The sequence below is a fragment of the Fluviirhizobium alvei genome, assembly GCF_030551875.1.
Lineage (GTDB): Bacteria > Pseudomonadota > Alphaproteobacteria > Rhizobiales > Rhizobiaceae > Rhizobium_E > Rhizobium_E alvei.
The window spans coordinates 79,480-93,869 of sequence record NZ_JAUOZU010000008.1; the positions used below are offsets into that span (position 1 = coordinate 79,480).

Genomic DNA, 14,390 nt, shown 5'->3' on the forward strand with positions numbered 1-14,390 from the left:
CATACCCCGGCATCTCACATCGAAATCGGCGATCCGTTAAGTTGACAATGCCCTGCTACTCTATGATTTGACGACGTAGCCGCCGGGCGCATTTGCCCATGGGAAGCGCTTGATTTGCGCTGAAATACCGCTCCTCTTTGCGAATTCGTCCCATGCACGGGTTTCGCCTGGCCACTTGCTCGTCCCATACTCGTCAAGCACAAGTACCCCGCCGGGAACCAGCCGCTCCCAACAATGCTCCAAGATGGCTGTGGTCGGATCATAAATATCGACATCGATGTTGATGAGGCAAAATCTCGCTTCAGGATTGACATTTAACCAATCCGGCAGCGTCTGCGTAACATCGCCGACAATAATGGCTCCGCGATTGGCGGGGATTACCGAATCCTGATTGTGGAGATCCAGCAGGAGCCGGAATTCATCAAGAAAGCTAGCCGAGTTCAGTCCGCCCGCTTTCTTTTGAACGGCTTCATCCTCGGCACCATCCTCTGCCGCGAGTTCCGGAAATCCGGCAAAGGTGTCGAAACCGAACACTTTCTTATGAGTGGCGGTTGGAGTGAGAACTTCCAAGAATTTATGCCAGCTGAAATATGATTTTCCAAAATATACGCCGAAGTCCAGATAGTGACCGGGCAAATCGATTGTCAGCTTAAAGAGTTCGTAATGCGCCAGCTGGCGTATGAAACTGCGGCGACTGGCATAAACGGTGAACAGATCAAGATAATGCCGGATGTCGTGAGGATGTTTCTGGATAATCTCGTTGAGACGGTCAAAATAGCGTTCCTCACCGCCGGACGGATAGAAGAATGTTCCGTTTGTCGTGTTCATCATGCTCTCCTGACATCGAATCACTGTGCCAATGACTATTGCGACCGTAACCTGTCGAGGAACTTACCACAGCCAAAACGTGAATTTGCATTGACAACCTACCCGATCGTGGATTTCGATGTGAGATGACGCGGCATCTTGTTCCAAATAAAAAGGCCTGGAGCTTTCGTTCCAGGCCTTCGTCGTAGAGCTGTTCTTTGGCTCAGTAGCGGTCGTCTTCGTCCTCGTCCACCGGCTTGGCGCTCATGGACTTCAGCTTTGCGAAGACGGCGTCGGCATCGATTTCCTTGAATTCTTCCGGCTCGTTGTGCAGGCGCTCGGTTTCGGTCGCAGCCTGCAGGGTGGCGCCGGCCTCTTCTGCGGTCTGGAACGGACGGCTCTTGGCTGCCTTCTCCACTTCCATGTCGAGATCGATCTGCGAGCAGAGGCCGAGCGTTACCGGATCCATCGGAGCCAGATTGGCCGAATTCCAGTGCGAACGCTCGCGGATCTGCTGGATGGTCGATTTTGTGGTGCCGACGAGGCGCGAAATCTGCGCGTCCTTGAGTTCCGGATGATTGCGGACCAGCCAGAGAATGGCGTTCGGACGATCCTGGCGCTTCGAAACCGGAGTATAGCGCGGACCCTTGCGCTTGGATTCGGGAACCCGAACCTTGGGCTCGGAAATCTTCAGCTTGTGCATCGGGTTGGATTCGGCCCGCGCGATTTCCTCACGCGACAGTTGGCCTGTAGCGATCGGATCGAGACCTTTGATCCCCTGGGCAGCTTCGCCGTCAGCAATGGCCTTGATCTCGAGCGGATGCAGCTTGCAGAATTGGGCAATCTGGTCGAACGACAGCGCCGTGTTGTCGACGAGCCAGACGGCGGTTGCTTTCGGCATGAGAAGCTGCTGGGCCATAGATACGAGTCCTTCTTTACCGCCTGCACCGGTGCCGCAGGCCGTGGTTTAGATCCACAATGTCCGGGAATTCGGCGCCCTTATAACGGATCTGTCGCGTAATTGCAATTCTTCACGAATCAATTGACCAAAGTCTCATTGCCGGTGCAATGCAAGCTGCTATGTTCGCACCATGAGTGCGTGAGGAGCGCTTATTTCTGCGTGGCATGGGAGGAAAATCATGTCTTCAAAAGTGTACCCTGTCTCGAAATCCGCCAAGACCCGTGCGTTGATTGACAGCGATAAATATCAGAAGTGGTACGAGGAAAGCATCGAGACCCCTGACAAGTTTTGGGGCAAGCATGGCAAGCGAATCGATTGGTTCAAGCCCTATACCAAGGTCAAGAACACCTCCTTCAAGGGTCGCATCCCGATCAAGTGGTTCGAGGATGGTCTGACCAACGTTTCCTACAATTGCATCGACCGCCATCTGAAGACGCACGGCGAACGGGTTGCGATCATCTGGGAAGGTGACAATCCCTATATCGACAAGAAGATTACCTATAACGAGCTTTACGATCATGTCTGCCGGCTCGCCAATGTGCTCAAGAAGCATGGCGTCAAGAAGGGCGATCGCGTCACCATCTATATGCCCATGATCCCGGAAGCGGCCTATGCGATGCTCGCCTGCGCCCGCATCGGCGCCATCCACTCGGTCGTTTTCGGTGGGTTCTCGCCGGAAGCTCTGGCGGGCCGCATCGTCGACTGTGAATCAACCTTCGTCATCACCTGCGATGAAGGCGTGCGCGGCGGCAAGCCGGTTCCGCTCAAGGAAAACACCGATATCGCTATCGATATCGCCGCCAAGAATTATGTGATCGTCCACAATGTGCTGGTGGTTCGCCGCACCGGTGGCAAGATCGGCTGGGCGCCGGGCCGCGACCATTGGTACCATCAGGAAATGGCCAGCGTGAAGCCGGATTGCCCGCCGGTGAAGATGAAGGCCGAAGATCCGCTCTTCATTCTCTATACGTCGGGTTCGACCGGCAAGCCGAAGGGCGTCATGCATACGACGGGCGGCTATCTCGTCTATGCCTCGATGACACATGAATATGTCTTCGATTATCACGATGGCGAGATTTACTGGTGCACCGCCGATGTCGGCTGGGTCACCGGCCATTCCTACATCGTCTACGGGCCGCTCGCCAATTGTGCGACGACCCTGATGTTCGAAGGCATTCCGACCTTCCCGGACCAGGGTCGGTTCTGGGAAGTCATCGACAAACACAAAGTCAATATCTTCTATACGGCGCCGACGGCGATCCGTTCGCTGATGGGTGCCGGTGACGAATTCGTCAAGCGCTCGGAACGGACCAGCCTGAGGCTGCTCGGTTCGGTCGGCGAACCGATCAATCCGGAAGCCTGGGAATGGTATTACCACACGGTCGGCGAGGCTCGCTGCCAGATCGTCGACACCTGGTGGCAAACCGAAACCGGCGGTATCATGATCACGCCGCTGCCGGGCGCGACCGATCTCAAGCCCGGTTCTGCAACCCGGCCCTTCTTCGGCATCAAACCGGAACTGGTCGATGCCGAGGGCAAGACGCTCGAAGGTGCGACGGACGGCAATCTCTGCATCACCGACAGTTGGCCTGGCCAGGCGCGCTCGGTCTATGGCGATCATGACCGCTATATCCAGACCTACTTCGCCACTTACAAGGGCAAGTATTTCACCGGTGACGGCTGCCGTCGCGACGAGGACGGCTATTACTGGATCACGGGTCGCGTCGATGACGTTCTCAACGTTTCTGGCCACCGTCTCGGGACGGCGGAAGTCGAATCGGCGCTGGTCTCGCACCATCTCGTTTCCGAGGCCGCCGTTGTCGGCTATCCGCATGACATCAAGGGCCAGGGCATCTATTGCTACGTGACCCTGATGGCGGATGTCGAAGGAACCGACCAGTTGCGCAAGGAGCTGGTTGCGCATGTGCGCACCGAAATCGGCCCGATCGCGACGCCGGACAAGATCCAGTTTGCTGCCGGCCTGCCGAAAACGCGTTCGGGCAAGATCATGCGCCGCATTCTCCGCAAGATCGCCGAAGATGATTTCGGGGCGCTCGGCGATACATCGACACTCGCCGATCCGGCCGTGGTCGATGAGCTGATCGAGAACCGTCAGAACAAGAAAAAGGCCTGACGCCACATACAACATGGCCCGGCAAAGCCGGGCCATCTGCGGTCTCAGCACCCGATCCGGGACCGAATGGCATCGACTTCGGCGACGCTGTCGCACACATTCTCGCAAGGAATGCCGTCCTGATCGCCATCAGCGCGTTTGTATCCGTCACACCAGAGTTCAACAGCCTCCTCGCAACTGGAAACCTGCTTGCAGGTGCGTGCGACAATCGGCAAAAATCCCTGCCTCGGTGGCACTAGCGATAGCTGACCAGCCATCATTGCCGCCAAAATGAACTCCAACATCACCACTCCAATCATCGCTTTTGCGATGTTGGACGATATTCCGGTCGAACCGGTCAACGAACCGGCTGCATCCAAAGGATGTATAATTACCGGTGCACACGGTTTTGCTGGTTCAATCCGTGCAGACGGGTCTCGATTTTTTTCCGCCCTGGTAGGTCACAGCGAGGCCGGCGCTCAAAAGCATCGATGCGGCATCGCTTCCATCGGATCTCGATACATCCGCCACAACGCGCCCGAAATATTTGTCGCCCGATATCTGGCTGAGTGCCAAGCCCCGCCCTTCGCCCTCGGCAAGGAAATCGGTGAGCCGTTTGCGCGCCAGTTCGGCAAGCGCGCGTTCGCCATTGCATTTCGATTTCAGTTCCGGCGTATCAATGCCGCGAATTCGGACAAGCACCGCAATACGATGTTGCGGCCAGGGCCGCGCCGTTACGAGAAGCGTATCGCCGTCGACAACCGAAACCAGCTCAGCCGGAATCGGACCGGCAATCTCCTCGCGGGCCAGACTTGCGGCCTCCGCTGGCATGGGACGCCAGAAGACCAGCAGAGCAAAGATCGTCGTACCTATCTGAATCGGTTTCATGAAAGGAATATATTCCATGAAACCGCAGAATAAAATAGGAATTATTTCCGATCAAAAATCGATGGCGCGGCCATTGATTTCCCAGTCGCCGAATCGGGCCGGGTCTGCTCCGCCACGGCCACCGATTTCGGTCGGCATCGACGCCGCCTGGTTGGCCTTGCGTCTTTCCTCAGCTTCCCGAAGTGCACGAAGTGCTGCAGGCGACAGTTCTTTCTTGGGCTCAGGGGATGTTTCTTGGTTCTGCTCGGTCGGATCCATATCCGGAAACTCCGGGAAATATTGAACTTATTGCCGCTTATATCCATTTTAGGAGATATTTGAACAGACCAAAGCCTCGGTAACGGGAGAAATTGATGAACGTGATGCGTACAGCGATGCTGCTGGCGTTCCTGACAGCCCTCTTCATGGTGGTCGGGTACCTGATCGGCGGACGCGGCGGCATGATGATTGCCCTGGTTGTTGCCGCGGGTATGAACCTGTTTTCCTGGTGGAATTCCGGCAATATGGTTCTGGCCTCCTATGATGCCCAGGAGCTGGACGAGGCCAATGCGCCAGAGTTTTACCGCATGATCCGCGATCTCACAACGCGGGCCGGGCTGCCGATGCCGCGCGTCTATCTCATCAATTCGGATCAGCCGAACGCCTTTGCCACCGGTCGCAATCCGCAGAACGCTGCCGTTGCGGCCTCCACCGGCCTGTTGCAGCGCCTGACGCCCGAAGAAGTTGCGGGCGTGATGGCGCATGAACTCGCCCATATTGAGAATCGCGACACGCTGACCATGACCATCACCGCCACGCTGGCCGGTGCGATCTCCATGCTCGGCAACTTTGCCTTCCTGTTCGGCGGTTCCCGCGATGGAGAACGGTCCAACCCGCTGGGCTTCATCGGCGTTCTGGTTGCGATGATCGTCGCGCCCTTCGCCGCGATGCTCGTTCAGATGGCCATCAGCCGCACGCGTGAATATGCAGCCGATCGTCGGGGCGCAGAAATTTGCGGCAATCCGCTTTGGCTTGCGTCAGCGCTTGAAAAGATTGCCGTTGCAGCCCATCGCATTCCGATGGAACGGGCTGAGGCCAATCCTGCGACCGCGCACATGTTCATCATCAATCCGCTTTCGGGTGAACGGATGGACAATCTCTTCTCGACCCATCCGAACACAGAAAACCGGATCCAGGCGCTGCAGGATCTGGCACATCAATGGCAGTCCAATCCCGCGCAGCCGCAGCAGGGGCGTCAACATTCTCCCTCGCCCGAACGGAGAGAAACGCCGGTTATGCCCTCGACCCCGCCGTCGGAGCCTGATAGAGCGACGCGCAAAGGCCGCAGCGTACCGGATGTCCGATGGGGCCGTGGCGACCGCAAACCGCCTGAAGGACCCTGGTCTTGACTCCATCCGAAAAACGCCCGGCCAAACAAAACAAGAAACCGCGCCCGATTATCGACCGCCACTCCGACAAGCCGGGCCTTTCGGCGCGTATGGCAGCGACAAAGCTTCTCGCGGCGGTTCTGGAGCAGAAGGCATCGCTCGACGGGCTTCTGGATGAGGATCACGGCAATCCGGCCTTTGTCGCGCTCAATCCTACCGATCGGGCGATGGTCAAGGCCATCCTCCATTCCTGCCTTCGGCACCTGACCTGGATCGAGTCGATTTTCGCACGCTTTCTCGACAAGCCCCTGCCGGATGGCGCCCGCAATCTTCGCCATATCCTCGCCATCGCCGCCGCACAGATTCTGTTTCTCGATATCCCGGATCATTCTGCCGTCGATCTTGCCGTCGAGCAGGCACGCCGCGATCCACGCTCGGCCCGGTTTGCCAATCTCGTCAATGCGCTTCTGCGCCGGCTTGGGCGCGAAAAGGATTCCGTTCTCGCTGCCGTTTCGCAGGAGGTGGATCTTCTGCCCGGCTGGTTCATGCAACGGTTGGTTTCTGCTTACGGAATCGAGGCTGCCAAAGCGATTTCGATAGCTTGCGCAACGCCGGCCCCTATCGATCTGACCGTGAAATCGGATCCGCAGGGCTGGGCGGAACGTCTGGGCGGGACGGTGCTGGCGACCGGTACGGTCCGGCTTGGAACGTTCGAAGGCTCTGTGACCGCTCTTCCGGGTTTTACAGAAGGCGAATGGTGGGTTCAGGATGCCGCGGCCGCGATTCCGGCCCGCCTGATGGGCGATATCCGCGGAAAAAAGGTTGCCGATCTCTGCGCGGCACCGGGTGGCAAAACCGCGCAGCTCGTGCTGCAGGGTGCGCAGGTAACCGCCGTCGAACAGTCGGCAAGCCGGCTCAAGCGACTGCAATCAAATCTCGGCCGCCTCGGTCTCTCCTGTGCGACGCATCTTTCGAAGCTCGAGGATTTCGAGCCGGACCAGCCGCTCGACGCCATTCTTCTCGATGCGCCCTGTTCATCGACGGGTACAATCCGCCGCCATCCGGATGTGCTGTGGAGCAAGGGACCAGAGGATATCGAAAAGCTGGCCGGCGTTCAGCGCCGTCTGCTCGAACAGGCTTTCCGGCGTTTGCCAACAGGCGGGAAACTCGTTTTCTCCAACTGCTCGCTCGATCCGATCGAAGGCGAGAATCTCATTTCAGTCTTTCTTTCCGAGCATGCTGAGGCCGAACTGGTCGCGATTGATCCTGCAGACTGGCCGGGTCTTGAGACTGCGGTAACAGGCCGCGGAGAGATGCGCACGACGCCAGCGATGCTCGGTGGCATGGACGGTTTTTACGCCGCAGTCATTCGACGCAAATAACAAGGCGGGGCAATCTACCGGGGATGAGCGCCTTTTGAGTGCCGCCATCAATTGACCCTGACTTTGAATTGTAGCTAACTCCTATTCAATAGTTGACTATATTAGCGGCGTGAATGTGACCCGACGGCCAAGGACCTCATCCAGCTATCTCGGAGATGCCCGTCGACAGATGTCGCGCCGGCTTGCCGGTTTGCGGCTGATAGTGCTCCAGCCCTTTTCGCCGGTTCCCGACCGGCTGATCGTTGCTCCGACCGATCTTCGTTCCGCGGATCCCTTTGTTGCCGAACAGATTCTCGAAGGTCGGTATCATCTCGCCGGACGGTTGCTGGAGGCGGGCGATCGGTCACCCTTTTCGCTCGAAATGCCGTCTCGCGATTTCGCTTCTCGTCTTCATGCCTTCACCTGGCTCAGGGATGTACGCGCCAGCAAATCCGACCTGATTTTTGATGCGGCCCGCCTTTTGACAGAAGACTGGATTGTCAGCCACGGTCGCAGACCGGGCGGTATTGCATGGGATCCCGACATCGTTGCCCAGCGGATCATTGCCTGGATTTCGCATTCCACGATCCTGCTCAAGAATGCCGAAATCGGCTTCTACAAGCGCTTTCTCCGCAGCCTTTCGGCCCAGATTCGATTTCTCGAGAGCACGGTGACGCACATTCGCGATGACGAACGTCGCCTGAGGGGCCGGATAGCGCTCGCGATGGCAACGCTTGCGCTGCCGGCTTCCGCCCGAAAAATAAGCAAGGCCGCAGGGCTTCTCGATCGTGAACTCGAGGCGCAGATCCTGCCTGATGGGGGGCATGTTTCCCGCAATCCGCGGGCAGGTCTCGAATTGCTGTTCGACCTGCTTCCGTTACGCCAGACTTACGTCAATCTTGGCCAGGACCTGCCTTCGCGCCTCGTCCAGACGATCGATCGCATGTATCCCGCCCTGCGCTTCTTCCGGCATCAGGGCGGTGAACTTGCATTGTTCAATGGCGCCACGTCCACCCATGCCAACGAGCTTCTGTCTATCCTTCGATATGACGAAACCTCCGGCAAACCTTTCAAGGCCCTGCCTCACACCCAATATCAACGCCTGGCCATCGGCGATACGGTCATCCTGGTCGACACAGGATTGCCGCTGACGCGGGAACTGTCCCGCACGGCTCATGCCGGCTGTCTTTCGCTTGAAATGTCATCCGGAAAGCACCGGTTCATCGTCAATTCCGGCTCACCCCGCTTTGCCGGCGACCATTATCGGCAGCTGGCGCGTGCAACGGCTGCCCATTCGACGGTGACGGTCAATGACACGTCCTCCAGCAGGGTCCTGTCGAACAATGGCAGCCTGATGTTTGGCGAGGGGGTGGAGCAGGTTTCAGTGGATCGGAAGGAAAGCCATGACGGCGCCGATACGCTGATTGCCAGCCATGATGGCTACCTGAAACCGTTCGGCCTCATCCATGAGCGCAGTCTCTATGTGAATGCGGCGGGCAGTCTTGTTCGCGGTCGTGACCGGCTGATGACGAAAGATCGCAAGGATCCGCCTGCCGGCACGGGCGCTATCGCTGTCATTCGCTTTCACATCCATCCGCAGATCGCCATCCATGAAATCGAGGACAATGAAGTCGATCTCGTGGCTCCCGATGGCGAGACATGGACATTATCGACGCTGGATGGCCGGATTTCGATCGAGGATGATGTCTTTTTCGCCGACCCAAGCGGAATTCGCGGATCCAGCCAGCTCGAAATGGTGATCGATATCGATGATCTGCCCGAGTTGCAGTGGGTGCTAACGCGCAAGCCATCCGGCCCACAATAATCAAGGCTCCATCGCGGCCCGAAAACGGGCCCGCCGCGTTGCCCCGGATGCATCCATCAGCAGAAGGTTGAATTGCTCCGTCAAACGGCCTGTTTTCGGTTTCGGACCGCGAAGGCTTGTGCTAACGGCTGCAGCAAATTCCGATCCCCGAAAGGAGCCTGCGATGGCCGTTCATTCCAAGAGAATTCCCGTTCCGGATCAGGTCGCCGTCAAGACCGCACTTCTGTCGGTCTCCGACAAAACCGGTATTGTGGAACTGGCAAGAGAACTCAATCGTCTGGGTGTGCGGCTTCTATCGACCGGTGGCACCCACAAGGCAATCGCCGATGCAGGCATTGCGGTGACGGACGTGTCCGACGTCACCGGCTTTCCGGAAATCATGGATGGCCGCGTGAAGACGCTGCATCCGTCCGTTCATGGTGGTATTCTTGCCATCCGCGATGACGCCGATCACGTCAAAGCGATGGAGAAACATGCCATCGGTGCGATCGATCTCGTGGTGATCAATCTTTATCCGTTCGAAGCCGTTCGCGCACGTGGCGAGGATTATCCCGAAAGCGTCGAGAATATCGATATCGGCGGACCGGCGATGATCCGGGCTTCGGCGAAGAACCATGCCTATGTCACCATCGTTACCGATCCTTCCGATTATGCCGCCCTCACAGAACGGCTCGGCAAGGATGGTCAGACCGATTATCCGTTCCGCCAGCAGATGGCCCAGAAGGCATTTGCACGGACCGCCGCCTATGACACGGCCATCTCCAACTGGATGGCGGATGAGCTCAAGATCGAGACGCCGGCCTACCGCACCATCGGCGGCAGTCTGCGCCAGGCGCTGCGCTATGGCGAGAACCCGCACCAGTCGGCCGCGTTTTATGTGACCGGCGAACAGCGGCCCGGTGTGGCCAATGCCCGGCTTCTGCAGGGCAAGCAGCTCTCCTACAACAACATCAACGATACGGATGCCGCCTTCGAGCTGGTGGCAGAATTTTCGCCCGCCACGGGGCCTGCCTGTGCCATCATCAAGCATGCCAACCCTTGTGGGGTTGCCACCGGCACGAGCCTTCGGGAAGCCTATCTCAAGGCGCTGGCCTGTGATTCCACCTCGGCCTTCGGCGGCATCATCGCGCTCAATTCCGAACTCGATGCCGAGACGGCGCGAGAGATCGTAAAACTCTTCACCGAGGTCATCATTGCGCCAGGCGCAACCGAAGAAGCGCAAGCGATCATCGGCGCCAAGCAGAACCTTCGCCTGCTGGTGACCGAAGGTCTTCCCGATCCCGCCCAGCCTGGGCTGATGGCCAAGACCGTTTCTGGTGGTCTTCTGGTTCAAGCGCGCGACAATGGCAGGATCGCCGATCTTGAGCTTAAGGTGGTGACAAAGCGGGCGCCCACCGATCGCGAGCTTGAAGACCTGAAATTCGCCTATACCGTCGCCAAGCATGTCAAATCGAATGCGATCGTCTATGCGCGGGATGGACAGACGGCCGGCATCGGTGCCGGGCAGATGAGCCGGGTCGATTCGGCCCGCATTGCTGCCATCAAGGCTGAGGATGCTGCGCGTGCTGCCGGATGGCCGCAGCCGCTCACTAAGGGCTCAGCCGCGGCGTCGGAAGCGTTTTTGCCCTTTGCGGACGGGCTTCTCTCGATTGTTGCTGCCGGAGCGACGGCGGTGGTGCAGCCTGGTGGTTCCATGCGCGACCAGGAAGTGATCGACGCAGCCAACGAACATGGCATTGCCATGGTCTTTACCGGCATGCGTCATTTCCGGCACTAATCACGCAAGACAGGCTGCGGGCAATGCGCGCAGCCTGGTTCCAACGATCCTTCGGTCTTGCCGTTGAAATGCGCTTTCCGGCCACCGGACTGCCGCTGACAGTCAGGCTCCTATCGCTGCGTGCTTCTCGCAATCACTCATCTGTTGCCGGGTAGGGCGTTACCAGGAGCAACATCAGACCGAGGATAAAGAACAGGATCAGCGATCCCATGCCGATCCGTGCCGATGCCGTCCACCAGATCAGGATGGAATTCAAGCCGGTGGCTACGAATGCCGTTGCACGGCCTGAAAGTGCATAGATGCCGAAAAAGCGACCTGCCTCGGCATCGGTGACGCTACGCGCGAGATAGGAGCGTGAAGAAGCTTGAACCGGGCCGAAGGCAAGGCCAATCAGAAGTCCGTAGAGAACATAGACCTTCTCGGCCATGGTGCCGAACAGGCCGCCGCTGTCTTCGGTCGCGAGCGGGACCAGACCAAAGAGTGTCGAGCCGGGCGCGGTCGAAATATCGCCGATCGTGGCGGCCGTCAGCATGATCAGGCATATGATGACCACCCGCTTTGACCCCAGCAGCGAATCGAGAAAGCTCGCGACGAGGCAGCCGAAAATCGCCACGACAATTAGGATGATGCCGTAAATGCCGATCTCGGTTGTCTGCCAGCCGAACATGCCGGCCGCAAAGGCGCCACCGAGGATCAGAAGTCCGTTGACGCCATCCTGATAGATCATGCGGGCAATCAGGAACCGGCGAATGGCTTTGCGGTGACGCAGCTGTCCGATCGTATGTCCGAGTTCGCGGAGGCCTGAGCGAACTGCCTTGCCGATCGGCATTCCGGTCGGCGTGTCGGGGGTGAAAAAGAACATTGGCAGGATGAAGACGAGGTACCAGATCGCCGAAAGCGGTCCTGTTGCACGGGCATCCTCGCCGAGTGCCGGATCGAGTCCGAACAGCGGCGCGTTGCCCAGAAGTGTCTTGCCGCTTGTTACGTCGGCAGCCAGGTAAAGCAGCACGAAAAACAGCGCGATCAGACCGCCGACATAGCCAAGTCCCCAGGCAATGTTGGAAATGGTGCCGACATTGCGTTTGTCCACCAGCCTGGTCATCATCGAGTCATTGAAGACGATCGAGAATTCGGCTGCGATCGAGGCCAGAATGATCAGGCCGCCGATATAGGCCGCCGAACTGCCTGGTGCCGCCTGCCAGAGGCCGAGGAGTGCGAGGATCTTGATGATCGCGAAAAACCCGATCCAGCGTTTGCGGTTGCCGGTCGCATCCGCGATCGATCCCAGCACGGGCGAAAGGATGGCGATGACGAAGGAGGAGATGGTGTTGGCATTGCTCCAGGCGGCCTGGCCTGCCACCGGATCTGCGATCATCCGCGCGGCAAAATAGGGGCCGAAGACGAAAGTAATGACGACGGTGAAAAAAGGCTGCGCGGCCCAATCGAACATCATCCAGCCAAAGATGGCGCGTCGGGCTACGGTCGGTCTCGGAACCATTGCAATTTCAGCCACTTGCCCCACCCCTTATGCTGTTTGCAGCACTGTTGCACTTTGACTTGACAGTTTCAAGACGGGATTGGCCGGTGCATTCGGCGGGATTTTGATTGACTTTCTTCCGCACTGCGTCAAACAAGGGGCGGGTTTTGCCAGGGACGGCACGATGAAGATTGAAGGTCCGGGGGCGATTATCGCCATTTCCAGCCATGTCGCGCGCGGATCGGTGGGCAATCGTGCCGTGGTTTTCAGTCTGGAAACGATGGGGCATCCGGTCTGGTCGGTTCCGACGGTGATCCTTCCATGGCATCCGGGACATGGCCCATCGACGCGCATCTCGTTGCCGGAAGAGGCCTTTGCCTCGGCTCTCATGGATCTGGCCGGTTCGCGCTGGAAATCCACCGTCAAGGCCGCGATTACCGGCTATTTCGGCAGCGTCGCCCAGGTCAAGGCGGTTGCCGAAATGATTGCCCGCTTCAAGGCAACCAACCCGGACTTCCTCTATCTGTGCGATCCTGTGATCGGAGACAGCGGCGGGCTTTATGTGCGCGAGGAGATTGCGATAGCGATCCGCGACTGTCTGCTGCCGCTTGCCGATATTGCGACGCCGAACCGGTTCGAACTCGGCTGGTTGAGCGGTGCGCCACTGGAGAGTAACCAGCAGATCATCGATGCGGCTCTGGCCCTTGGTCCACGCCGCATGCTCGTAACTTCCGCCATTCCCATGATGGCGGGTGGAACCGGTAACCTGTTGCTGACCGAACGATTGGCCCTTCTGGCCGAACATCGGCTGGTTGAAGATGCGCCGAACGGTCTTGGTGATCTGACGGCTTCTCTCTTCCTGTCACGTCTGGTCAAGGGCGAAAGCGAGGAGCGGGCGCTGCAGATGGCGACCGCGGCCGTGTTCGAGATCCTCGCCCGCTCGGTCAAGCGCGGTTCCGATGAATTGATGCTGCATGAAGATCACGCAAGTTTCATGACGCCGATGGCGATGGTGCAGATGCGGCAATTGCTGCATCCGTCACGCAGAACCAAGAAGTAGAGTAGGAGAAAAGATGGATATGTTTCCCGCCCACCTTCTGGACGGTTACCGCAATTTCATGCGCAACCGCTACTCGCACGAATCCGACCGCTATCGCACGCTGGCCGAAAAAGGCCAGACGCCGCAGACGATGGTGATTGCCTGCTGTGACAGCCGCTCGGCACCTGAAACCATTTTCGACTGCGGCCCGGGCGAACTGTTTGTCGTGCGCAACGTTGCCAATCTGGTGCCGCCCTATGCGCCGGACGAAAACTATCATGGAACGTCTGCGGCGCTCGAATTTGCCGTCCAGGGGCTGAAAATCCGGGAAATCGTCGTCATGGGCCATGGTCGCTGCGGCGGCATCCATGCCGCGCTCAACAATGACGGCAATCCGCTGTCGCCGGGCGACTTCATCGGCAAATGGATGAGCATGGTGCGCCCTGCAGCCGAGGAAGTGACGCAGTACAAGTCGATGACGCCGGCCGAACGTCAGCGCGCACTGGAGCGCATCTCGATCCGCCACTCGATCAACAATTTGCTGACGTTCCCTTGTGTCAAAATCCTGCATGAAGCCAAGAAGCTGACCCTGTCCGGTGCCTGGTTCGACATTTCGACCGGCGAGCTCTGGGTCATGGATTCCAAGACCGGCGATTTCATCCGACCGAACATGGCTGTTGAGGCGCCCGAAGAGCAGGGCTGAGCGCTACCGGTAAACATCGGCTCGGGTCGACTGTTGTCTCGCCCTTGATTGGCAATGCCAATAAAAAACCGC

13 protein-coding genes are annotated in these 14,390 nt (G+C 58.4%); 7 read left to right on the top strand and 6 right to left on the bottom strand.

The genetic code is table 11. The features are described 5' to 3' along the window. Positions 1-60: 60 nt before the first annotated feature. Both Q4481_RS12285 and Q4481_RS12290 read right to left on the bottom strand, forming a co-directional pair. Positions 61-828: a TylF/MycF/NovP-related O-methyltransferase gene (locus Q4481_RS12285; RefSeq protein ID WP_304376671.1), complete on the bottom strand. Its 768-nt coding sequence runs from the start codon at positions 826-828 to the stop codon at positions 61-63. A 202-nt stretch (positions 829-1,030) separates the two neighbouring features. Then, the gene (locus Q4481_RS12290) at positions 1,031-1,726 is read right to left on the bottom strand and encodes a DUF1013 domain-containing protein (protein ID WP_304376672.1); all 696 of its coding nucleotides are present in this window, start codon (positions 1,724-1,726) and stop codon (positions 1,031-1,033) included. Between the two features lie 220 nt (positions 1,727-1,946). Here Q4481_RS12290 and acs point away from each other — a divergent pair, with 220 nt between their 5' ends. After that, positions 1,947-3,902: an acetate--CoA ligase gene (acs, locus tag Q4481_RS12295; RefSeq protein WP_304376673.1), complete on the top strand. Its 1,956-nt coding sequence runs from the start codon at positions 1,947-1,949 to the stop codon at positions 3,900-3,902. Positions 3,903-3,946: 44 nt separating this feature from the next. Here acs and Q4481_RS12300 read toward each other — a convergent pair whose 3' ends face one another. Genes Q4481_RS12300 through Q4481_RS12310 form a run of 3 tightly spaced genes read right to left on the bottom strand, consistent with a single transcriptional unit; the run spans position 3,947 to position 5,027 of the window. Beyond that, positions 3,947-4,243, bottom strand: coding sequence for an excalibur calcium-binding domain-containing protein (locus tag Q4481_RS12300; protein ID WP_304376674.1), 297 nt, complete (start codon positions 4,241-4,243; stop codon positions 3,947-3,949). Between the two features lie 55 nt (positions 4,244-4,298). Beyond that, on the bottom strand, positions 4,299-4,769 hold the full coding sequence (locus tag Q4481_RS12305; RefSeq protein WP_304376675.1) for a thermonuclease family protein: 471 nt from the start codon (positions 4,767-4,769) through the stop codon (positions 4,299-4,301). Between the two features lie 51 nt (positions 4,770-4,820). Next, a complete protein-coding gene (locus tag Q4481_RS12310; protein WP_304376676.1) occupies positions 4,821-5,027 on the bottom strand; it encodes a DUF1674 domain-containing protein in 207 nt (68 codons plus the stop codon). A 95-nt stretch (positions 5,028-5,122) separates the two neighbouring features. Here Q4481_RS12310 and htpX point away from each other — a divergent pair, with 95 nt between their 5' ends. From htpX to purH, 4 genes are all read left to right on the top strand, one after another. Next, positions 5,123-6,157 carry a zinc metalloprotease HtpX gene (gene htpX, locus Q4481_RS12315; protein ID WP_304376677.1) on the top strand — a complete coding sequence of 345 codons (1,035 nt, stop codon included), beginning with the start codon at positions 5,123-5,125 and terminating at the stop codon, positions 6,155-6,157. Continuing rightward, positions 6,148-7,518, top strand: coding sequence for an RsmB/NOP family class I SAM-dependent RNA methyltransferase (locus Q4481_RS12320; RefSeq protein ID WP_377353822.1), 1,371 nt, complete (start codon positions 6,148-6,150; stop codon positions 7,516-7,518). Before htpX ends, Q4481_RS12320 begins: the two co-directional genes overlap by 10 nt. Positions 7,519-7,687: 169 nt before the next feature. Next, on the top strand, positions 7,688-9,322 hold the full coding sequence (locus Q4481_RS12325) for a heparinase II/III family protein (RefSeq protein ID WP_304376679.1): 1,635 nt from the start codon (positions 7,688-7,690) through the stop codon (positions 9,320-9,322). Between the two features lie 163 nt (positions 9,323-9,485). Next, a complete protein-coding gene (gene purH / locus Q4481_RS12330) occupies positions 9,486-11,099 on the top strand; it encodes a bifunctional phosphoribosylaminoimidazolecarboxamide formyltransferase/IMP cyclohydrolase (protein WP_304376680.1) in 1,614 nt (537 codons plus the stop codon). A gap of 133 nt (positions 11,100-11,232) precedes the next feature. Here the strand turns inward: purH and Q4481_RS12335 are convergent, their stop codons facing one another. Next, positions 11,233-12,597 carry an MFS transporter gene (locus tag Q4481_RS12335; RefSeq protein WP_304376945.1) on the bottom strand — a complete coding sequence of 455 codons (1,365 nt, stop codon included), beginning with the start codon at positions 12,595-12,597 and terminating at the stop codon, positions 11,233-11,235. 163 nt (positions 12,598-12,760) lie between these two features. Here Q4481_RS12335 and pdxY point away from each other — a divergent pair, with 163 nt between their 5' ends. Then, a complete protein-coding gene (gene pdxY, locus Q4481_RS12340) occupies positions 12,761-13,636 on the top strand; it encodes a pyridoxal kinase PdxY (RefSeq protein ID WP_304376681.1) in 876 nt (291 codons plus the stop codon). Positions 13,637-13,649: 13 nt separating this feature from the next. Continuing rightward, on the top strand, positions 13,650-14,318 hold the full coding sequence (locus Q4481_RS12345; protein ID WP_304376682.1) for a carbonic anhydrase: 669 nt from the start codon (positions 13,650-13,652) through the stop codon (positions 14,316-14,318). Positions 14,319-14,390 lie beyond the last annotated feature (72 nt).

Excerpts from the sequence above, each read along its gene's own strand:
- Q4481_RS12310 (WP_304376676.1), bottom strand. The coding sequence starts at position 5,027 with ATGGATCCGACCGAGCAGAACCAAGAAACATCCCCTGAGCCCAAGAAA.
- acs (WP_304376673.1), top strand. The coding sequence starts at position 1,947 with ATGTCTTCAAAAGTGTACCCTGTCTCGAAATCCGCCAAGACCCGTGCG.
- pdxY (WP_304376681.1), top strand. The coding sequence starts at position 12,761 with ATGAAGATTGAAGGTCCGGGGGCGATTATCGCCATTTCCAGCCATGTC.
- Q4481_RS12290 (WP_304376672.1), bottom strand. The coding sequence starts at position 1,726 with ATGGCCCAGCAGCTTCTCATGCCGAAAGCAACCGCCGTCTGGCTCGTC.
- Q4481_RS12325 (WP_304376679.1), top strand. The coding sequence starts at position 7,688 with ATGTCGCGCCGGCTTGCCGGTTTGCGGCTGATAGTGCTCCAGCCCTTT.
- purH (WP_304376680.1), top strand. The coding sequence starts at position 9,486 with ATGGCCGTTCATTCCAAGAGAATTCCCGTTCCGGATCAGGTCGCCGTC.
- Q4481_RS12335 (WP_304376945.1), bottom strand. The coding sequence starts at position 12,597 with ATGGTTCCGAGACCGACCGTAGCCCGACGCGCCATCTTTGGCTGGATG.
- Q4481_RS12345 (WP_304376682.1), top strand. The coding sequence starts at position 13,650 with ATGGATATGTTTCCCGCCCACCTTCTGGACGGTTACCGCAATTTCATG.
- htpX (WP_304376677.1), top strand. The coding sequence starts at position 5,123 with ATGAACGTGATGCGTACAGCGATGCTGCTGGCGTTCCTGACAGCCCTC.
- Q4481_RS12305 (WP_304376675.1), bottom strand. The coding sequence starts at position 4,769 with ATGAAACCGATTCAGATAGGTACGACGATCTTTGCTCTGCTGGTCTTC.
- Q4481_RS12285 (WP_304376671.1), bottom strand. The coding sequence starts at position 828 with ATGAACACGACAAACGGAACATTCTTCTATCCGTCCGGCGGTGAGGAA.